Source organism: Pseudomonas sp. P4_B3, from assembly GCF_056402295.1.
In genome coordinates this window covers 128,388-148,695 of the sequence record NZ_JBFUHR010000005.1, presented here as the reverse complement: position 1 = coordinate 148,695, position 20,308 = coordinate 128,388, and the positions used below count along the sequence as shown (strand labels likewise).

Sequence of the window (20,308 nt, the reverse complement as noted above, 5' to 3'; positions counted from 1 at the left end):
GAATCTTGGATATGATAGGCGCGATTTGCCGGCCGCCAATGGCCCGCATTCTCACTTATTTTCCAGGTCCAGGCCATATAGCCGGTAAATGCTCATTTAAGCAGCCGGTTTCTGAGCTTTTCCAACACAGTTAGTGGAGAGATCACCTTGGTAGAGTACGTAGTTTCCCTCGATAAGCTCGGCGTCCATGATGTAGAGCATGTGGGGGGCAAGAACGCATCCCTCGGCGAGATGATCAGCAATCTGGCAGGCGCCGGTGTATCGGTGCCCGGTGGCTTCGCCACGACCGCTCAGGCTTATCGTGATTTTCTGGAGCTGAGCGGCCTGAACCAGCAGATTCACGACGCCCTCGATGCCCTGGACGTCGATGACGTGAATGCCCTGGCCAAAACCGGTGCCCAGATCCGCCAGTGGATCATGGAAGCCGAATTCCCTGAAAAACTGAATGCCGAAATTCGTACCGCGTTCGCTACGCTGTCCGCCGGCAACCCTGACATGGCCGTGGCCGTGCGTTCTTCAGCCACCGCCGAAGACTTGCCGGACGCTTCCTTCGCCGGCCAGCAGGAAACCTTCCTGAACATCCGTGGTGTGGAAAACGTCATCCGCGCCGCCAAAGAGGTGTTCGCTTCGCTGTTCAACGACCGCGCCATTTCCTATCGCGTGCACCAGGGCTTCGACCACAAGCTGGTTGCCCTGTCCGCTGGCGTGCAGCGCATGGTCCGTTCCGAAACCGGCACCGCCGGCGTGATGTTCACCCTCGATACCGAATCGGGCTTCCGTGACGTGGTGTTCATCACCGGCGCCTACGGCCTGGGTGAAACCGTCGTACAAGGCGCGGTGAACCCGGATGAGTTCTACGTCCACAAGGGCACGCTGGCGGCTGGTCGTCCGGCCATCCTGCGCCGCAACCTGGGCAGCAAGGCCATCAAGATGATCTACGGCGACGAGGCCAAGGCCGGTCGTTCGGTGAAGACCGTCGACGTGGACAAGGCCGATCGCGCCCGCTTCTGCCTGACCGACGCCGAAGTCAGCGAGTTGGCCAAGCAGGCGATGATCATCGAGAAGCACTACAAGTGCCCGATGGACATCGAGTGGGCCAAGGACGGTGACGACGGCAAGCTGTACATCGTGCAGGCCCGTCCGGAAACCGTGAAGAGCCGCACCCAGGCCAACGTCATGGAACGTTACCTGTTGAAAGAGACCGGCACCGTGCTGGTGGAAGGCCGCGCCATCGGCCAGCGCATCGGCGCCGGCAAGGTCCGCATCATCAAGGACGTGTCCGAAATGGACAAGGTCCAGCCAGGCGACGTACTGGTTTCCGACATGACCGACCCGGACTGGGAGCCGGTCATGAAGCGCGCCAGCGCCATCGTCACCAACCGTGGCGGCCGTACTTGCCACGCGGCGATCATCGCCCGTGAGCTGGGTATCCCGGCAGTAGTGGGTTGCGGCAACGCTACCCAGCTGTTGAAAGACGGCCAGGGCGTGACCGTTTCCTGTGCTGAAGGCGACACCGGTTTCATCTTCGAAGGCGAACTGGGCTTCGACATCAAGAAGAACTCCGTGGACGCCATGCCGGAGCTGCCGTTCAAGATCATGATGAACGTCGGCAACCCGGACCGCGCCTTCGACTTCGCGCAGCTGCCGAACGCCGGTGTGGGTCTGGCCCGCCTGGAGTTCATCATCAACCGCATGATCGGCGTGCACCCTAAAGCACTGCTGAACTACGACGGCCTGCCGCTGGACATCAAGGAAAGCGTCGACAAGCGCATTGCCGGCTACAACGACCCGGTCGGCTTCTACGTCGAAAAACTGGTCGAAGGCATCAGCACCCTGGCAGCTGCGTTCTGGCCGAAGAAAGTCATCGTGCGCCTGTCGGACTTCAAGTCCAACGAATACGCCAACCTGATCGGCGGCAAACTCTACGAGCCGGAAGAAGAGAACCCGATGCTGGGCTTCCGCGGCGCTTCGCGTTACATCAGCGAATCGTTCCGCGACTGCTTCGAGCTCGAGTGCCGCGCTCTGAAGCGTGTGCGCAACGAGATGGGCCTGACCAACGTCGAAATCATGGTGCCATTCGTCCGTACCTTGGGCGAAGCGAGCCAGGTGGTCGATCTGCTGGCGGAAAACGGCCTGGCCCGTGGCGAAAACGGCCTGCGCGTGATCATGATGTGCGAACTGCCGTCCAACGCCATCCTGGCGGAAGAATTCCTCGAGTTCTTCGACGGTTTCTCCATCGGCTCCAACGACCTGACCCAGTTGACCCTGGGCCTGGACCGTGACTCCGGGATCATTGCGCATCTGTTCGATGAGCGTAATCCGGCAGTCAAGAAGTTGCTGGCCAACGCCATTGCCGCGTGCAACAAGGCCGGCAAGTACATCGGCATCTGCGGTCAGGGCCCTTCGGACCACCCGGACCTGGCCAAGTGGCTGATGGAACAGGGCATTGAAAGCGTTTCGTTGAACCCGGACTCCGTACTGGAAACCTGGTTCTTCCTGGCTGAGGGTCAGGCGCAGGCTTGATCCGGTGTAAACGGGCCGCTCTCTCTGTAGGAGCGAGCTTGCTCCGGGCGGCGTTCCGACGATGGACGTCAACGATAACGCGTTTATCCTGGATAAACGTGGTGTCCTGAAGTTCTTCGCGAGCAAGGCTCGCTCCTACAGGGAGCGGTCTTTTTGAGATTCAAGCAGGGCGGGCTCCATCTGGATGCCGCCCTTTTTTGTGCAAGAGATTATGCAAAGCAGCAGCAACCTATTTCCTGTCGCTCTGATCAGCGCCGAACGGCGCGGCGATTTGAGCGAAGATGTCTATCGTTTGAAACCCGGTAACAGCCCCGACTTCACCGTCGAACTGGCTGTGACGCGTCTTGGCATGGCCGATGAATCGTCTTCCCGTGGCGTGCCGGTGATCCTGCTGCACGGCAGCTTTTCCAATCGCCGGTTCTGGTTTTCTCCCAAGGGCCTGGGGTTGGGCGCTTATCTGGCTCGATTGGGGTTCGACGTGTGGATTCCGGAAATGCGCGGTCACGGCCTGTCCCAACGTAACCACGACTACCGCAAGAACCGAGTCGCCGACTACGCTCGCTATGATCTGCCGGCCATCGGCGCGTTCGTGCGCGAGCAGAGCGGGCAGGCCCCGCACTGGATCGGTCACTCACTGGGCGGTATTACCCTGGCGGCGGCGCTGGGTGGCGAGTACATCGGTGAGTCGGTCGTGGCCTCGGCGGCGTTTTTTGGCACCCAGGTCAGCCGCACTTACTGGCCCTTGAAGATTCCACCGGTGGAGTGGGGCAGCCGCTTCATTCTCAAGCGTTTCGCCCAGTTGTCCGGCTCAAGGCTCAAGCGCGGCCCGGAGGACGAGCCGATCGGCCTGGCCCTGGAAAGCATGCGTTGGTTTGGCCTGTTCGGGCGTTTTGGCGATGCCGAGAAAAACTGGTGGGCGGGTTTGGCCGAGGTCAAGTTGCCGGTGCTCGCCGTGAGCGCAGCGGGTGATCATCAGGATCCTGCGTGGGCGTGCCGCAAACTGTTCGAGCAATTCGGTTCGGAGCACAAGCAATTTATCAACCTGGGTCGAGACCAAGGTTTCGCCGACAATTTCGGCCATGTTGAAATGCTCGTCAGCAAACCCGCCCAGGCCGAAGTCTGGCCGTTGGTGACCCGCTGGCTGGCGGATCAGCAGGCACCGTTGTTGGGAGATCAACGGGATTTGGCCGCGGCGGTTTGAGCCTGACGCTCTAACAAGGGCATTTCGCTCTGATCGGCTTGCGGCTAAGATATGACGCATTGAGCTGTTCCGGTCACTTTCCGTGGCTGAGTCATCACTGATGTTCGTGCTGTCTTCCTCTTTACAGGAGTTTCTCGATGATCCATTACCTCACGCCTGACCTGTGCGACGCCTATCCGGAACTGGTGCAGGTGCTGGAACCGATGTTCAGCAATTTCGGCGGTCGTGATTCCTTCGGTGGCGAAATCGTGACCATCAAGTGCTTCGAAGACAACTCGCGGGTCAAGGAGCAGGTCGAGCTCAAGGGGAATGGCAAAGTGCTGGTGGTAGACGGTGGCGGTTCCCTGCGTCATGCGTTGCTGGGGGACATGCTGGCCGAGAAAGCCGCGAAAAACGGTTGGGAAGGGCTGGTAATCTACGGTTGCATCCGCGACGTCGATATCGTCGCGCAGACCGATCTGGGCGTTCAGGCCCTCGCCAGCCACCCGAGGAAATCCGACAGGCGCGGGCTCGGCGATCTCAACGTTGTGGTGACGTTTGCCGGTGTGACGTTCCGTCCAGGCGAATACATTTATGCGGACAACAATGGCGTGATCGTCTCGCCAAGCCCGCTGAAGATGCCTGAATAAAACGTTGAGCCAACCAAAGGAGTGCGGATGTTCGAGGAAGAAAACGCGCAATGGGGGCTGGTGCATGCCCTGGTGCTGGACGGTAGAGGCGGCGCGCGTTCGATTGCCCGGACTGAACTCGATGACTTGCAGCTGCAGGCCCATGAAAGCCTGTGGCTGCATTGGGATCGCAGTCATCCGCAAACCCGGACCTGGTTGCGCAAATCCAGCGGTCTAAGCGAATTCAGCTGTGACCTGTTACTCGAGGAAAACACCCGTCCGCGACTTTTACAGCTTTCAGACAGCGAACTGCTGCTATTTTTGCGCGGGGTCAATCTGAACCCCGGTGCCGAGCCTGAAGACATGGTGTCGGTGCGGATCTTCGGCTCTGCACAGCGCGTCATTTCCCTGCGTTTGCGTCCGTTGCGCGCCACTGAAGAACTGTTGGTGCAACTGGCCGACGGCAAAGGGCCGAAAACAGCCTCCGAACTCATCCTGTACATGGCGCAGTACCTCACCAACAAGGTGCAGGATCTGGTCAGTGACCTCTCGGAGGTGGTCGATGAGGAAGAAGAAAAGCTAGATTCCGACGAACGGTATGCGCCGGAGCACGGTGCTGTATTGCAGATCCGTCGCCGGGCCGCCGCGTTGAAGCGTTTTCTCGCTCCGCAGCGGGATATTTTCGGGCAATTGACGCGGATCAAGTTGCCCTGGTTCGTCGAGGACGATGGTGATTACTGGAACGAATTGAACAACAGCCTGACCCGGTACCTCGAAGAGCTGGAATTGACCCGGGAGCGGGTGGGGCTGGTCCTGGAAGCTGAAGACCGTCGGTTGAGCGTGCGCATGAATCGCACGATGTATCGCTTTGGCGTCATCACCGGGATCTTTTTGCCAATGAGTTTTCTGACCGGGCTTTTGGGGATCAACGTCGGTGGCATTCCATTCTCTGCCAGCCCTTATGGCTTTCTGATCGCCTGCCTGATGATGGTCTCGGTGGCGCTGGGGCAGTGGTGGTTATTCCGACGTTTGTGCTGGGTCTGAGGGAAACCATGTGACCCGAGCAAAACTGACCGCGTCTCCCACAGACATCACGAGAGGTGCGTATGCACGATCCGTTTGAACAGTCTTTACGCGACATGCTCAAGGCCTCACCGTCCACGCGGGACGACGATGCGTGCCTGGGGCGTGTGCTGAAAACCGCCAACCGCCAGGTTGGCGCCGGTGATTTGTTCAGTCTGCTGGGGCGCTGGTTGCCCGCGCTGATGATCGCCCTGAATAACGGATCGGCCCATGTCGCGCCGGTATCCCGTCTTCGTAAACCTGCTGCTCGCACTGCTGATAAGGCTGATTGAATATGGAACTTGATCTCTGGACTCAGAGCCTCGTCACTGCAATGACTGCGTTGTGGACCAAGGTTGCGAACTTCATTCCGAACCTGTTCGGCGCACTGGTTGTGCTGCTGTTGGGTTTTGTCGTGGCCAAACTGCTGGACACCTTGCTTTCCAAATTGCTCGCCAAACTGGGCCTTGACCGCTTGATGGGCGGCACTGGCCTGACCAAGCTGCTGTCCCGCGCTGGATTGCAAGTTCCTATCTCGACCCTGATCGGCAAGATCGTCTATTGGTTCATTCTGCTTATTTTTCTGGTTTCCGCCGCAGAATCTCTTGGACTTGAGCGGGTTTCAGCTACGCTGGATATGCTAGCGTTGTATCTGCCGAAGGTTTTCGGCGCGGCGCTGGTGTTGCTGGTAGGTGTTTTGCTGGCGCAACTGGCCAACGGGTTGGTGCGTGGAGCGGCAGAAGGCGTGGGCCTGGACTATGCTTCAGGGCTTGGTCGAATTGCCCAGGGCCTGGTGATCATCATCAGTATTTCGGTTGCGATCAGCCAGCTGGAGGTCAAGACTGACCTGCTGAACCATGTGATCGTGATTGTGTTGATAACCGTTGGTCTGGCGGTAGCGCTGGCCATGGGGTTGGGAAGCCGGGAAATTGCCGGCCAGATTCTTGCGGGAATCTACGTGCGCGAGCTGTACCAGGTTGGGCAACAAGTACGTGTTGGCGAGGTCGAAGGCCAGATCGAAGAGATCGGCACGGTTAAAACCACATTGCTGACCGATGAGGGTGAGCTAGTCTCTCTTTCCAATCGGATCCTCCTTGAGCAGCATGTGAGTAGCCACTAACCCGGCAAACCCTGCTAATGTATGCCGCCGCAAAATGCCTGCTGATGCTGGCTGCGGCGGACATTGACCTGACTGTCGGCCCGACTTGTTTTGAATAAAACCCAATCGTTATCCATGCGCTACGACCCCCGCGAGCTCTCTGATGAGGAGTTGGTCGCGCGCTCGCATACCGAACTGTTTCACGTAACACGCGCCTATGAAGAGCTGATGCGGCGTTACCAACGAACATTATTTAACGTGTGTGCACGATATCTCGGGAACGATCGCGACGCAGACGATGTCTGTCAGGAGGTCATGTTGAAGGTGCTGTATGGCCTGAAGAACTTCGAAGGTAAATCGAAGTTCAAGACGTGGCTATATAGCATCACGTACAACGAGTGCATCACACAGTATCGAAAGGAACGGCGAAAGCGTCGCTTGATGGACGCATTGAGTCTTGACCCCCTTGAGGAAGCGTCCGAAGAAAAGGCGCCGAAACCTGAGGAAAAGGGTGGACTCGATCGCTGGTTGGTGTATGTGAACCCGATTGACCGCGAAATTCTGGTGCTACGATTTGTCGCAGAGCTGGAGTTTCAGGAGATCGCAGACATCATGCACATGGGTTTGAGTGCAACAAAAATGCGGTACAAGCGCGCTCTAGATAAATTGCGTGAGAAATTTGCAGGCATTGCTGAAACTTAGTTCAGCGCAAATATCTCTTACGTGTAGGCAAGTTCTGTTAGACTTGCCGCCGAGTTGTCCCCCAGTTTGCGGGACTGCTTCACAATCACCAGATGGGGATTTAACGGATGAAACTGAAAAACACCTTGGGCTTGGCCATTGGTACTCTTATTGCCGCTACTTCGTTCGGCGCACTGGCACAAGGCCAAGGCGCAGTTGAAGGCGAGCTCAACTACGGGAAGAAGTACAACGACAGCGTTAACAACGTTGAAGACGGCTACACTCCTGGCGCCTCCATCGGTTACTTCTTGACCGACGACGTATCGTTGAACTTCACCTACAACAACGATGACTACACCCGTTCGAACAACAACACCGGCAACCAGAAAATCGAAGGCGACCAGTTTGGTCTGAACGCTCAATACCACTTCAACAACGCTGGCGACGCTCTGCGTCCTTACGTTCAAGGTGGTGTCAAGCACGGCAGCATGACCAACGTTGCCGCTGACGGCCACACCGGTCGTGACCAGTCGACTTTCCTGACTGCTGGCGCTGGCGTTAAGTACTACTTCGTTGAAAACGTTTACGCTCGTGCTGGCGTAGAAGCTGACTACAAGCTGGACAACGGCCGTTGGGACTACATCCCGTCCGTAGGTCTGGGCGTGAACTTCGGTGGCGGCAACAAGCCTGCTGCTGCTCCGGTTCCAGCTCCAGAAGTCTGCTCCGACAGCGACAACGATGGCGTTTGCGACAACGTTGACAAGTGCCCGGACACCCCAGCCAACGTTACTGTTGACGCTGATGGCTGCCCAGCTGTTGCTGAAGTCGTTCGTGTAGAGCTGGACGTGAAGTTCGACTTCAACAAGTCGGCAGTCAAGCCAAACAGCTACGGCGACATCAAGAACCTGGCTGACTTCATGAAGCAGTACCCATCCACCACCACTACTGTTGAAGGTCACACCGATAACGTCGGTCCTGACGCTTACAACCAGAAACTGTCCGAGCGTCGTGCAAACGCCGTTAAGCAAGTTCTGACCAACCAGTACGGTGTTGAGTCGTCCCGCATTCAGTCCGTTGGCTACGGCGAATCCCGCCCGGTTGCTGACAACAAAACTGAAGCTGGTCGCGCTGTTAACCGTCGCGTAGAAGCGCAGGTTGAAGCTCACGCTAAGTAATTAGCTCGCAGCTCTGAGAAAAGCCCGGCTTAGGCCGGGCTTTTCTTTGTCTGCGATTTAGTGAGGAGGGACGCGTCAGGCGCGTTGATATCCAACATTGATGTCGACGGACAGAACCTCTTCGCGAGCAGGCTCGCTCCCACAGGAGGAGATGGCGTTGGCTGCGACTGCGCCAATCACCAGGATTGCCGGGCTTTTCAACTCGAAAGCACAGGCATCTTCCTCCATTGCCATCAGGCTGCTTCGACATTCCCGTTGATGCGGCAACGATGCATTTTCAATCATTGCCACCGGCGTATCTGCCGCCATTGCCCCGGCCAGCAGTTGCTCACGGATCTCGCTGAGCTTCGCCACCCCCATGTAGATCACCAGTGTCGTGCCGCCTTGGGCCAGCGCTTGCCAGTTCAGGCTGCTGTCATCCTGAGTGTGGGCGGTCACCAGAGTCACCCCTCGTGCCACGCCGCGCAGGGTCAATGGAATATCGCATTGCGTCGCGCCCGCCAGGCCGGCGGTGATGCCATTGACCAGTTCAACCTCGACACCACGCTCACGCAACCACTGCGCTTCTTCACCGCCACGCCCGAAGATGCACGGGTCGCCACCCTTGAGGCGCACCACGCATTTGCCCTGACGGGCATAACGCAACATCAGGCGATGGATAAAGGCTTGCGGCGTTGAACGACAGCCGCCGCGCTTGCCCACCGGAATTATCCGCGCGCCGGGACAGTGCTCCAGCACCACGTCGTTGACCAGATCGTCGATCAGCACTACATCCGCTTCTCTCAACGCCCGAACAGCTTTGAGGGTCAGTAATTCAGGATCACCGGGACCTGCACCCACCAGCCAGACTTTTGCGCTCATAGTGTTTTCCTCACGAGATGGCGGCTTGCGGCTGCGCGGTGGCGGCCAGCAAACGCTTGATTTCCGGGACGCAGGAGCCGCATTGCGTGCCGCAACCCAATTCTTGTTTCAAACCCGGCAAGTCCAGGCCGCGGCGGATGCCAGCGCAGACCGCGTTTTGGCTGACGTTTTTGCAGTTGCACAGGGTTTTGTTGCCGATCGCTTCGGCGTCAACCTGGCCCGGTGGGGCACTCAGTGGCGCGAGCAGCCAGCGCCGTAGTTGTTCATCGGAGCGACCTTCGAGCCAGAGGTTTTGCAGCCAGTGCCGGGCGAGGGTTTCACCCGCCAAGCGGATCGCTGTGATCCGGCCGTTCTCGATCCGCACCCGCTTACCGATGGAGCGTCGTGGATCGTCGTAGGCCAGGACCGGTCCATCGTTTAGCCCCAGGCATTGATCGATATCGCGCAGCAGTTGCGGATCTGGCGCCGTGGCGCTGGCAGCGCGTATAAGCAGCGCAGGGCGCTCACGACCGGTCAAACTGAGGCTGACGTAGGAAAACGCCTCGCAGAGGGGGCGCAGAGTCTCAAAGTGTTGTTGGACATCGCCCTCTATCAGCGCAAAAAGGTGCCAAGGTAAATGCACCGGTTCCAGGCGCACGCCGCTGTGTTTGAGTTCCGGTTGTTTCGACAACGGGTCGAAGGCGGGCAGGGTGAGGCTGTTCACGCCCCCCTTGAGGAAACGGTCACCAAAATGCATCGGCAAGAAGGCTTGGCCCGGACGCACGCTATCGTCACTGGCGACCGGCAAGATCACCGCGCCGCGGCGGCTTTTCAGGCTGATCAAATCGCCGGTTTGCAGGCGATGCCGGCGCAGCTCATCCGGGTGCAGGCTCAATACGGCTTCACTGACATGACCGAACAACTGCGCGGCGGTGCCGGTGCGGCTCATGCCGTGCCATTGATCGCGCAGACGACCGGTGATCAGCGTTAGCGGGAAACGCGCCTCACGTTGTTCCTTGGCGGCGCGATAGGGATCGGCCACGAACTGCGCGCGTCCGCTGGAAGTCGGGAAAATGCCGTCGAGATAGAGGCGGGCGGTGCCTGCGCTGGACCCCGTAGGAAAGGGCCATTGTTGCGGGCCGATTTTGTCGATCAACCCGTGGCTGATCCCGGACAAATCCAGATCCCGGCCACGCGTCAGCTGTTTGTATTCGTCGAAGACCTGTGCCGGGGTTTCAAAGGCAAACAGGCTGGTCGCTTCCGGACGCAGATGTTTCTCCAGGCGCTGTGCGAAATCCACCGTGATCGCCCAGTCCGGACGCGCTTCACCTGGTGCGGCGATCGCGCGGCGGACGTGGGAAATACGCCGTTCGGAGTTGGTCACCGTACCGTCCTTTTCGCCCCAACTGGCGGCGGGCAACAACAGGTCGGCAAACCTGGCGGTTTCAGTGGTGCGAAAGGCCTCCTGCAAGACCACGAATGGGCAGGCTTGCAGTGCCGCGCGCACGGCAGTCTGATCGGGTAGAGATTGCGCGGGGTTGGTGCAGGCGATCCACAAGGCTTTGATCTTTCCGTTGCCCACCTGCTCAAACAACTCGATGGCAGTCAGCCCCGGGTTTTCGGGCAGTTGATCAACGCCCCAGTAAGCGGCCACGTCGGCACGGTGCTCAGGGTTGGCTGCGTCACGATGACCCGGCAGCAGGTTAGACAGGCTACCGGTTTCCCGCCCACCCATGGCATTCGGCTGACCGGTCAACGAGAAAGGTCCTGCACCCGGGCGACCAATTTGCCCGGTGGCCAGGTGCAGATTGATCAGTGCACTGTTTTTCGCGCTGCCAGCGGTGGACTGGTTCAACCCCATGCACCACAACGACAGGAAAGACGGTGAAGTACCGACCCATTCAGTGCATTGCTGCAGTTGCTCAACGCTGATTCCGCACAGCTGCGACACCATCTGCGGTGTGTAATCGCGCACCAGTTTCTTCAGCTCGGGCAAGCCTTCGGTATGGTCCTTGATGAAGTCACGATCGATCCAGTCTTCCCACAGCAGCAAATGCAAAATCCCATGGAATAAAGCGACATCGGTGCCCGGCAAGATCGGCAGGTGCAGATCAGCCAGATCGCAGGTGTCTGTACGACGTGGGTCAATGACGATGACCTTCATCTGCGGCCGGCGGACTTTGGCCTCTTCCAGCCGACGGAACAGCACCGGATGGGCGTAGGCCATGTTGCTGCCGACGATCATCACGCAATCGCTCAGCTCCAGGTCTTCGTAGCTGCAGGGCGGGGCGTCGGCACCCAGGCTGCGCTTGTAGCCGACCACCGCCGAGGACATGCACAGCCGCGAATTGCTGTCGATGTTGTTGGTACCCACCAGGGCACGTGCCAGCTTGTTGAAGGCGTAGTAGTCCTCGGTCAACAGTTGCCCGGAAATGTAAAACGCCACGCTGTCCGGGCCATGTTCGGCAATGGTCGCGGCAAAAACGCTGGCGGCGTGATCGAGGGCGGTATCCCAGTCGGTGCGGTGGCGGGCCAGGCCTTTGCCGAGGCGCAGTTCGGGGTACAGCGCCCGCGCGGTCTCGTCGCCGGTCAGGTGCAGGGTCGAGCCCTTGCTGCACAGTTTGCCGAAATTGGCCGGGTGCGCCGGGTCGCCGCTGACGCCGAGGATGCGCTCGCCGTCGTGTTCGATCAGCACGCCACAGCCGACCCCGCAGTAACAGCAGGTGGATGCAGTGATCTGGCGGTCCATCAGCCTGCATCCCGCAGGGCCAGCATCACCCGGCCGTTTTCCACCCGGGCGAGATGGTGATGGGTACAGCCGATGTCCGGGGCCAGGGCTTCGCCGCTTTCCAGGTCGATTTGCCAGTTGTGCAACGGGCAGGCCACCCGCTTGCCGTAGACCAGACCTTGGGACAACGGGCCGCCCTTGTGCGGGCAGCGGTCGTCGAGGGCGAACACTTCGTCGTCGCTGGTACGAAAAATTGCGATGTCTCCCTTTGGCCCGGCGATGATCCGCGAGCCCAGGGCATTGATCTCTTCCAGTGCGCAGATATCCAGCCAGTTCATGCCAGCACCTCCAGGTTTTTCACGGGGATGACGTCGAATTCTTTTTTCAGCAGGGGCTGTTCCAGGCGCTCCTTCCACGGGTCCTGTTCGAACGACAGGGAGAATTGCAGGCGATCGTTGAGCGCTTTGCGACGCTCCGGATCTTCCAGCACGGCTTTCTTGATGTGTTCCATGCCGACCCGTTGCAGGTAGTGCACGGTGCGTTCGAGGTAGAAGGCTTCTTCGCGATAGAGCTGCAGGAACGCACCGTTGTATTCGCGGACTTCTTCAGCGGTTTTCAGTTTGACGAAGAATTCCGCGACTTCGGTCTTGATCCCGCCGTTGCCACCGATGTACATCTCCCAGCCGGAGTCCACGCCGATAATTCCCACATCCTTGATGCCGGCTTCCGAGCAGTTGCGCGGGCAACCGGAGACAGCCAGTTTCACCTTGTGCGGTGACCACATGTTGAACAGGTCATGTTCCAGTTCGATACCCAACTGTGTTGAGTTCTGGGTGCCAAAGCGGCAGAACTCGCTGCCGACGCAGGTTTTCACCGTGCGGATGGATTTGCCGTAGGCGTGGCCGGACGGCATGTCCAGGTCTTTCCATACCCCCGGCAGGTCTTGCTTGCGGATGCCTAGCAAGTCGATGCGCTGACCACCGGTGACTTTGACCATCGGCACGTTGTACTTGTCGGCAACATCGGCAATGCGCCGCAGTTCCGAAGGATTGGTCACACCGCCCCACATCCTCGGGACTACAGAGTAAGTGCCGTCTTTCTGAATGTTGGCGTGAGCCCTTTCGTTGATCAGGCGCGATTGCGGGTCGTCCCTGGCTTCCCCTGGCCAGGTGGAAATCAGGTAGTAGTTGAGCGCCGGCCGGCAGGTGGCGCAGCCGTTGGGTGTGCGCCAGTTCAGGTAGCTCATGGTGCCGGCGATGGTCAGCAGGTGCTGCTCGCGGATGGCCTGGCGGATTTGCCCGTGATTGAGGTCGCTGCAGCCGCAGATGGCCTTTTCGCTTTTTGGTTTGACGTCCGCGGCGCCGCCCACGGTGTTGATCAGGATCTGTTCGACGAGGCCGGCGCAGGAACCGCAGGAGCTGGCAGCCTTGGTGTGTTTCTTGACGTCGTCGACACTGAATAGCCCATGTTCCTGAATGGCCTTGACGATGGTGCCTTTGCACACACCGTTGCAGCCGCAGACTTCGGCCGTGTCGGCCATGCTCATGGCTTTGTCCTGGCCCTGATGTCCTACGTCGCCCAGTGCATTTTCACCGAACATCAAGTGATCGCGGATCTCGTCGATGGCGTGATTCTCGCGGATCTGCCGGAAATACCAGCCGCCATCCGCCGTATCGCCGTACAGACAGGCGCCGACCAGCACGTCATCCTTGATCACCAGTTTCTTGTAGACGCCGCCAATCGGGTCCGAGAGGGTGATGGTCTCGGTGCCTTCACCGCCCATGAAGTCGCCGGCGGAGAACAGGTCGATACCGGTAACCTTCAATTTGGTCGAGGTCACCGAACCCTTGTAGGTGGCAAAACCCAGTTGGGCCAGGTGGTTGGCGCAGACTTTGGCCTGTTCGAACAGCGGCGCCACCAAACCATAGGCGATGCCGCGGTGGCTGGCACACTCGCCGATGGCATAGATCCGTGGGTCGTAGGTTTGCAGGGTGTCGTTGACCAGAATCCCGCGGCTGCACGGAATGCCGGATTTCTCCGCCAGTTCGGTATTGGGGCGAATGCCGGCGGCCATCACTACCAGGTCAGCGGGGATGATGTCGCCGTTCTTGAATTGCACCGAACCGACCCGGCCATTGCCCGCGTCGTGCAGGGCCTGGGTCTGCTCGCACAGACGGAAATGCAGGCCGCGAGACTCCAGGGCGGTTTGCAGCAGTTGGCCGCTGGTCTTGTCCAGCTGCCGCTCCAGCAACCACTCACCGATATGCACCACGGTCACGTGCATGCCCCGCAGCATCAGGCCGTTGGCAGCCTCCAGACCGAGCAGGCCGCCACCGATCACTACGGCGTGGCGGTGGGTTTTCGCGGTGTCGATCATGGCCTGGGTGTCGGCGATGTCGCGGTAGCCGATCACGCCCTCAAGGGTGTTGCCGGGAATGGGCAGGATGAAAGGCGTCGAGCCGGTGGCGATGAGCAGGCGATCGTATTCGGCTTCGCTGCCGTCTTCGGCAATGACCCGGCGCTTGACCCGGTCGATCTCCACCACCTTGCGGTTGAGCAGCAGCTTGATGTTGTTTTCCAGGTACCAGTCCAGGTCGTTGAGCACGATCTCTTCGAAGGTCTGTTCGCCGGCCAGTACGGGCGACAGCAGGATGCGGTTGTAGTTGGTATGGGGTTCGGCGCCGAAGACCGTGATGTCGTACAGCTCATTACTCAGCTTGAGCAGTTCTTCCAGGGTGCGAACCCCGGCCATGCCGTTGCCGATCATCACCAGTTTTAGTTTTTTCATCAGGTTCTCCGGGGAGCTCGGGCCTGCCTCATCAGGGCATTCAGGCCTTGCTCGACAAAATTTTGCGCAAACAAAAAAAGGCGTCTCGCCAGTTAACTAGCGAGGACGCCTTTGTCCTTGTCCCGTTCTCTCGGGCAGCGCAGCTTTCTACGTTGAAGGCTGGGCTTTATGTATGTTGGAAAAGATAATGCAGCGGTTGTGCCAAGTCGCCCAAATGCCGAATTTATGGGCTCTCACCGTGGAAGGAGGGTGTTTGCGTGCACCGGTTCAATGCGCTATGCCCGGTTTTGAAGCAGAAAGATCAAAAGATCGCAGGCTGCGCCAGCTCCTACAGGGGATCGTGGGCCACCCGTAAGAGCTGGTGCAGGCTGCGATCTTTTGATCTTTTGGGGTCAATAAACAGCTCAACCATGAAACAGCAAAAACAACAGCACCAGATTCACCAGCAACGACACCAGCGCCAACGTCCGCCAGACTTTCAGCGGTTCGCGCTCCAGCAACGGTCTGGGGCGCACGCTCAAACTGCGTCGTTCTCCCTGTTCCAGTAGCAACAACCATTCTTCCGCTGTTTCAAAGCGCTGATCCGGAGCCGCCGCCACTGCGCGCTCCAGGCTTTGCGCGATCCATTCCGGCAGGTCGGGCCGGTAGCGACTGGCGCTGACAGGCACACCAAATCGAGGGCGTTGGAACGCTTCGATTTCGCCGTAGGGATAATGCCCGGTCAGCAGGTAATACAAGGTCACGCCGACTGCATACAAATCCTGTTGTGGTGTAGGAGGGTCACCTCGAAAGGCTTCCGGCGCGATATAGCTGGGCGTTCCGGGCAGGGCGCAAGCTTGATCTTCGGACAGCCCGGGACAATAGGCGAGGCCGAAATCCAGCAGGCGCAACTCGCCGTCGTCCCCTAGCAGCAGGTTCTCCGGTTTGATATCGCGATGCAGAATTTGCCGTCGATGCAAGATGCCGATAGCTCGCAGCAGGCGTTCGGCCAGGTCCAGCCATTGAGCCAATGGCAGCGTTGCGACACGCTCATGCAGCTCAGCCAAGGTCGACCCGGAATATTCCCGCATCACGTAGTACAAATGCTGACGCTGACTGGCGGCATGGACTTCAGGAAAATGCCGCCCGACCACACGCTTGAGAAACCATTCCTCCGACAACAACGCCTGCCCGGCCTGGTGATCGTCACGTAGCGCACTGGGCAAGGTTTTCAGCAGCCAGGGCTGTTGTTGTGCGTCGCGCACCCGGTAGAGCAGCGATTGCTGGCTCTGGCCGAGGATCCCTTCGACCTGCCAGCCTTCGAAAGGCTGGCCTGGCTTCAGCGCGGGCGGGAGTGGCCATTGCTGCAGATGAATCAGTGCATCGCCAATGCTGGTTTCACCGAGGGCATCGACCCGCACCAGCAGGGCGCTGGCGTTGTCCTGGCTGCCGGCCAGATGCGCAGCGCTGACCAGGGTCTGCGCGGCACTGTTCAGGTCAGGTTGATCGCGCAAAATGCCCGCAATGGCGGTGTCGCCCAGCACGGCCCAGATGCCGTCGCTGAGCAGCACGAAACTCTCATTCAGCCGTAGTTCGCCATCGAGAAAGTCCAGCACCAGGTGTTGATCCAGTCCCAAGGCCCGTTTGAGCACATGCTGCATGCCCGGCTGGTCCCAGACGTGATCCTCACTCACCCGTTGCAGCGTGTCGGCGTGCCAGCGATAAACCCGGCAATCGCCGACATGCGCCAGGGTGAAACGCCGGCCACGCATCACCAAGGCACTGACAGTGGTCAGCAGCGGTTGCCCGCCACCGTTCGCCTGCAACCAGCGATTTTGCGCCAGTAACAGACGGTCCAATGCCTGGGCGACGCCCCAGGTTTCCGGGGTGGCGTAGTAGTCCAGCGCCAGGGCCTGCAAGGTCGAACGGGCCGCGAGACCGCCATCGGCGCATTGGCTGACGCCGTCGGCGATGGCGAACAGGTAACCCTTGCTCGCCGCCAGCGCCGGGGCCGGAGTGACCAGGCGCAGAGCGTCCTGGTTCTCCTCGCGGGGGCCGATGGCGCTGTGTTCGGCGAAGCTCAGTTGCAGGCTCATTCAGTCCTCACACCCGTGCTGCGGTGACGGCGGCCGAACCCCAAGTGGTTCTCCAGCGACGTTTCACACCGTGCAGACCGAACCAGGCAAGTACACCGAGGCTTGCGAACAACCACAAGGCCAGTTGATAGCTGCCGGTGCTTTGTTTGATTGCGCCCATGCCGGCGGCCAGTGCGAAGCCACCGATGCCGCCGGCCATGCCGATCAGGCCGGTCATCACGCCGATTTCCCGGCGAAAACGCTGGGGCACCAACTGGAATACCGCGCCATTGCCTGCGCCCAGACCGAGCATGGTGCAGACGAAAAGCGCCAGTGCGGCGTAGGAGCTCGGCAGATTGAAACCCACTGTCGCAATGCAGATCGCCGCCACGGTGTACATCGCCAGCAAGGTACGAATCCCGCCAAAGCGATCCGCCAGCGCGCCGCCCAGAGGACGCATCAGGCTGCCACCGAACACACATGCAGCAGTGTAGTAGCCGGCGGTCACCGGGCTCAGGCCGTATTGGTCGTTGAAGTAGCCGGGCAGGGCACTGGCCAGACCGATAAAACCACCGAAGGTCACGCTGTAGAAAAACATGAACCACCAGCTGTCGCGGTCACCCAGGGCCTTGAAATAGTCAGACACAGACTTGGCTTTCGGGCGCTCGGGTGCATTTTTGGCCAGCCAGGCGAAGACGATCAAGGTCAGGATCAGCGGGATCAGGGCGAAGCCGAACACGTTGCTCCAGCCAAACATGGCGGCCAGTACCGGGGCAATCAGTGCGGCGAGCACAGTGCCCGAGTTGCCGGCACCGGCGATGCCCATGGCTTTGCCTTGGTGCTGGGGCGGATACCATTGCGAGGCCAGCGGCAGGGCGACGGCGAAGGACGCACCGGCCATGCCGAGGAACAGGCCCAGCAACAGCGCTTGCTCGTAACTGTGAATGCCGACTTTCCAGGCGACGAACAGGGCGCAGATGACGATCACCTGGCCGATTATCCCGGCGGTTTTTGGCGACAGGCGATCAGCCAGCAGGCCCATCGCAAAGCGCAATACAGCCCCGGCCAGAATCGGCGTGGCAACCACCAGTCCCCGTTGCTGCGTCGTCAGGTGCAGGTCGGCAGCGATCTGTACCGCCAAAGGACCGAGCAGGTACCAGACCATGAAACTCAGGTCGAAATAGAGGAAGGCTGCGAACAATGTGGGTGTATGGCCGGATTTCCAGAAGCTTGAATTCATTGCGCACCTCAGCTGTGAAGAGTCTCGAAAGGAGTCATGAGCTTGCAGGTGGGGCGCCGATACGGCCGCACCACCGGCCCCGTGCTGTGGGGCCAAAACGAAAAAACGCCGCCACCCGATTCGCCAGGGGCAAATGAGGTGCGCGACGTCTTTGTCGTAGGTGGGGCAACCGCCGTTGGTTACCTGTGGTGATTACCTAGCCAGATCTGTGCCATATCGGAAATGTGCGTAAAGCAAAAAAGATCGTCCGAACGCGGCCCGAGCCTTCGGCAGCTCCTACGGGGTGCACACATTCCCCTGTAGGAGCTGCCGAAGGCTGCGATCTTTTGTTGTTCAACCCAATAATTCGCTCATGGCAATAATCTGCTCCGCCACTTGAATCAGCTTCTGCTGTCGGCTCATCGCCTGGCGGCGCATCAGCGTGTAGGCTTCTTCCTCGTTGCAGTCCTTCATTTTCATCAGCAGCCCCTTGGCCAGTTCGATGCGCTTGCGCTCGGCCAGTTGCTGGTCGCGGGCTTGCAACTGGGCACGCAAGGCCTGATCGCTTTCGAAGCGTGCCATGGCCACATCGAGAATCGGCTGCAGGCGTTGTGCGTGAATGCCTTCGACGATGTAGGCACTGACTCCGGACTTGATCGCCTGTCGCATCACACCGGGGTCGTGTTCGTCGGTGAACATCACTATCGGTCGTGGCTGGTCGCGAGTCACCAGCACCACTTGTTCCATGACATCGCGACCCGGTGACTCGGTATCGATCAGAATCACATCCGGACGCACCGTTTCGACGCGTTCGGGCAGGTCGATGGTCAGGCCGGATTCATCGATCACTTCAAATCCGGCTTCGGTCAAGGCGGCCTTCAGGCGTCCGACTTTCTTGGCGGTGTCGTTGATCAGCAGGATACGCAGCATGTTCGTGGTCTCCTGTCAGCGGCTGGCGGATCGATGGGAGCTGTCGCTCATGGCGTGCAGTTTGAAACTGCGGGCATAACCGGCCGGGTCCGAGCCGTCCCAGATCTTGCCGTCGATCAACTGGCTGCTGCGCATTTCCTCAGCTGGTGAGGCGACGCCGACGGCACTGGCGGCCTCACGGTAGAGGTCCAGTTGCTGGACCTGCCGGGCCACAGCGAGATAGTCCGGGTCATCGCGCAACAAGCCCCAGCGGCGGAACTGGGTCATGAACCACATGCCGTCGGACAGGTACGGCAGGTTGACCTCGCCATCCCCGTGCAAGCGCAGTGCGTGCGGGTCTTGCCAGCGATGGCCAAGGCCGTCGGCGTATTCGCCCAGCAGGCGCGGTTCGATACAGTCCAGTGGCGCGTCAAGGTACTGATCGGCACTGAGCAATTGTGCGGTACTGCGGCGATTCTCGGTGCTTTCTTCGATGAAACGGCTGGCCTCCAGAACCGCCATCACCAACGCCCGGGCAGTATTGGGGTATTGCTCGACGAACGCGCGGGTGCAGCCGAGGACTTTTTCCGGATGATCGGGCCAGAGGGTCTGGGTCGTGGCCAGGGTGAAGCCGAGGTCCTGTTGCACGGCGCTGGCGGACCAGGGTTCGCCGACGCAGAACCCGTCGATACGCCCGGCTCGCAGGTGCGCGACCATTTGCGGTGGCGGCACCACCACGCTGTCGACATCCTGCAATGGGTGAATGCCCTGGCTGGCGAGCCAGTAATACAACCACATGGCGTGGGTGYCGGTTGGAAACGTCTGGGCGAAGGTGAGTTTTGAGCGAGTTTGGTGCACGTGCCGATCCAGTGCTTCAGGACTGGTCACTCCAAGCGCCTGCAAGCCGCGGGACAGGTTGATGCTCTGGCCGTTCTGATTCAGGCCCATCAACACAGCCATGTCGGTCGCGGCCACGCCACCGATGCCCAGGTGTACGGCATAAATCAGACCGTAGAGGCTGTGGGCGGCATCGAGTTCACCGCTGACCAGTTTGTCCCGCAGGTTGGCCCAGGACGACTGACGCTTGAGGTTCAGGGTCAAGCCGTGGGGTTGGGCGAAGCCCTGGGTGGCGGCGACCACCACCGAGGCGCAGTCGCTCAGGGCCATGAAGCCGAGATTGATTTCGGTTTTTTCCGGGGCATCGCTGCCATTGACCCAGGCCAGAGGGTCGGCTGACGTTTCGTTCATCGCGTGTTCACCTTGCAAAAAAAACGTCGTCCCGAGTTCTTGCGTGAGCAGGCCGGGGACGACGCCATTGTCTTTGCACACATTCGGTCGTTGGCATGGGTGCTGGTGCCCAGAGTGGTGCAAGGCATATGCCATTATCTGTTGATTTGATTACGCGCCTCGCTTGCCACCCC

General features: G+C 59.7%; 16 protein-coding genes. 8 read left to right on the top strand and 8 right to left on the bottom strand.

Going from position 1 to position 20,308, the window contains the following annotated elements:
- Positions 1-147 precede the first annotated feature (147 nt).
- The 8 genes from ppsA to AC1DWG_RS07375 all read left to right on the top strand — a co-directional run bounded on the left by ppsA (position 148) and on the right by AC1DWG_RS07375 (position 8,349).
- Complete coding sequence (gene ppsA, locus AC1DWG_RS07410) at positions 148-2,523, top strand: phosphoenolpyruvate synthase (protein ID WP_477762393.1); 2,376 nt, start codon at positions 148-150, stop codon at positions 2,521-2,523.
- 211 nt (positions 2,524-2,734) lie between these two features.
- A complete protein-coding gene (locus AC1DWG_RS07405; RefSeq protein ID WP_477762392.1) occupies positions 2,735-3,724 on the top strand; it encodes an alpha/beta fold hydrolase in 990 nt (329 codons plus the stop codon).
- Positions 3,725-3,864: 140 nt separating this feature from the next.
- Positions 3,865-4,353 (top strand): ribonuclease E activity regulator RraA, encoded by a 489-nt coding sequence (gene rraA / locus AC1DWG_RS07400; protein ID WP_477752622.1) that lies wholly within the window; start codon positions 3,865-3,867, stop codon positions 4,351-4,353.
- A 27-nt stretch (positions 4,354-4,380) separates the two neighbouring features.
- Positions 4,381-5,376 carry a zinc transporter ZntB gene (locus AC1DWG_RS07395; protein ID WP_477752602.1) on the top strand — a complete coding sequence of 332 codons (996 nt, stop codon included), beginning with the start codon at positions 4,381-4,383 and terminating at the stop codon, positions 5,374-5,376.
- Between the two features lie 62 nt (positions 5,377-5,438).
- Positions 5,439-5,687, top strand: coding sequence for a hypothetical protein (locus tag AC1DWG_RS07390; RefSeq protein WP_007996720.1), 249 nt, complete (start codon positions 5,439-5,441; stop codon positions 5,685-5,687).
- A gap of 2 nt (positions 5,688-5,689) precedes the next feature.
- Complete coding sequence (locus tag AC1DWG_RS07385) at positions 5,690-6,514, top strand: mechanosensitive ion channel family protein (RefSeq protein WP_223544160.1); 825 nt, start codon at positions 5,690-5,692, stop codon at positions 6,512-6,514.
- A gap of 90 nt (positions 6,515-6,604) precedes the next feature.
- On the top strand, positions 6,605-7,195 hold the full coding sequence (sigX, locus tag AC1DWG_RS07380; RefSeq protein ID WP_081501652.1) for an RNA polymerase sigma factor SigX: 591 nt from the start codon (positions 6,605-6,607) through the stop codon (positions 7,193-7,195).
- A 107-nt stretch (positions 7,196-7,302) separates the two neighbouring features.
- Entirely contained in the window at positions 7,303-8,349 is a 1,047-nt protein-coding gene (locus AC1DWG_RS07375) for an OmpA family protein (RefSeq protein ID WP_477752605.1), read from the top strand.
- Between the two features lie 75 nt (positions 8,350-8,424).
- On the opposite strand, the gene cobA is transcribed toward AC1DWG_RS07375, so the two are convergent.
- The 8 genes from cobA to AC1DWG_RS07335 all read right to left on the bottom strand — a co-directional run bounded on the left by cobA (position 8,425) and on the right by AC1DWG_RS07335 (position 20,135).
- A complete protein-coding gene (cobA, locus tag AC1DWG_RS07370; RefSeq protein WP_477762391.1) occupies positions 8,425-9,210 on the bottom strand; it encodes a uroporphyrinogen-III C-methyltransferase in 786 nt (261 codons plus the stop codon).
- A 10-nt stretch (positions 9,211-9,220) separates the two neighbouring features.
- Positions 9,221-11,938 (bottom strand): nitrate reductase, encoded by a 2,718-nt coding sequence (locus AC1DWG_RS07365; RefSeq protein WP_477787568.1) that lies wholly within the window; start codon positions 11,936-11,938, stop codon positions 9,221-9,223.
- Positions 11,938-12,255 carry a nitrite reductase small subunit NirD gene (gene nirD, locus AC1DWG_RS07360; RefSeq protein WP_477762389.1) on the bottom strand — a complete coding sequence of 106 codons (318 nt, stop codon included), beginning with the start codon at positions 12,253-12,255 and terminating at the stop codon, positions 11,938-11,940. The genes AC1DWG_RS07365 and nirD overlap by 1 nt, the downstream gene beginning before the upstream one ends.
- Positions 12,252-14,705 (bottom strand): nitrite reductase large subunit NirB, encoded by a 2,454-nt coding sequence (gene nirB, locus AC1DWG_RS07355; RefSeq protein ID WP_477752608.1) that lies wholly within the window; start codon positions 14,703-14,705, stop codon positions 12,252-12,254. The genes nirD and nirB overlap by 4 nt, the downstream gene beginning before the upstream one ends.
- A gap of 404 nt (positions 14,706-15,109) precedes the next feature.
- Entirely contained in the window at positions 15,110-16,780 is a 1,671-nt protein-coding gene (locus AC1DWG_RS07350) for a bifunctional protein-serine/threonine kinase/phosphatase (RefSeq protein WP_477787567.1), read from the bottom strand.
- Positions 16,781-16,787: 7 nt separating this feature from the next.
- Positions 16,788-17,999, bottom strand: coding sequence for a nitrate/nitrite transporter (locus AC1DWG_RS07345; protein ID WP_477752610.1), 1,212 nt, complete (start codon positions 17,997-17,999; stop codon positions 16,788-16,790).
- A gap of 333 nt (positions 18,000-18,332) precedes the next feature.
- Complete coding sequence (locus AC1DWG_RS07340) at positions 18,333-18,908, bottom strand: ANTAR domain-containing response regulator (RefSeq protein WP_108218906.1); 576 nt, start codon at positions 18,906-18,908, stop codon at positions 18,333-18,335.
- A gap of 15 nt (positions 18,909-18,923) precedes the next feature.
- Positions 18,924-20,135 (bottom strand): CmpA/NrtA family ABC transporter substrate-binding protein, encoded by a 1,212-nt coding sequence (locus tag AC1DWG_RS07335; protein WP_477787566.1) that lies wholly within the window; start codon positions 20,133-20,135, stop codon positions 18,924-18,926.
- Between the last annotated feature and the right edge of the window lie 173 nt (positions 20,136-20,308).

Coding starts and splice junctions, on each gene's coding strand:
- cobA (WP_477762391.1), bottom strand. CDS start 9,210: ATGAGCGCAAAAGTCTGGCTGGTGGGTGCAGGTCCCGGTGATCCTGAA.
- AC1DWG_RS07365 (WP_477787568.1), bottom strand. CDS start 11,938: ATGGACCGCCAGATCACTGCATCCACCTGCTGTTACTGCGGGGTCGGC.
- AC1DWG_RS07390 (WP_007996720.1), top strand. CDS start 5,439: ATGCACGATCCGTTTGAACAGTCTTTACGCGACATGCTCAAGGCCTCA.
- AC1DWG_RS07340 (WP_108218906.1), bottom strand. CDS start 18,908: ATGCTGCGTATCCTGCTGATCAACGACACCGCCAAGAAAGTCGGACGC.
- AC1DWG_RS07405 (WP_477762392.1), top strand. CDS start 2,735: ATGCAAAGCAGCAGCAACCTATTTCCTGTCGCTCTGATCAGCGCCGAA.
- AC1DWG_RS07385 (WP_223544160.1), top strand. CDS start 5,690: ATGGAACTTGATCTCTGGACTCAGAGCCTCGTCACTGCAATGACTGCG.
- nirB (WP_477752608.1), bottom strand. CDS start 14,705: ATGAAAAAACTAAAACTGGTGATGATCGGCAACGGCATGGCCGGGGTT.
- AC1DWG_RS07350 (WP_477787567.1), bottom strand. CDS start 16,780: ATGAGCCTGCAACTGAGCTTCGCCGAACACAGCGCCATCGGCCCCCGC.
- AC1DWG_RS07375 (WP_477752605.1), top strand. CDS start 7,303: ATGAAACTGAAAAACACCTTGGGCTTGGCCATTGGTACTCTTATTGCC.
- nirD (WP_477762389.1), bottom strand. CDS start 12,255: ATGAACTGGCTGGATATCTGCGCACTGGAAGAGATCAATGCCCTGGGC.
- AC1DWG_RS07345 (WP_477752610.1), bottom strand. CDS start 17,999: ATGAATTCAAGCTTCTGGAAATCCGGCCATACACCCACATTGTTCGCA.
- AC1DWG_RS07395 (WP_477752602.1), top strand. CDS start 4,381: ATGTTCGAGGAAGAAAACGCGCAATGGGGGCTGGTGCATGCCCTGGTG.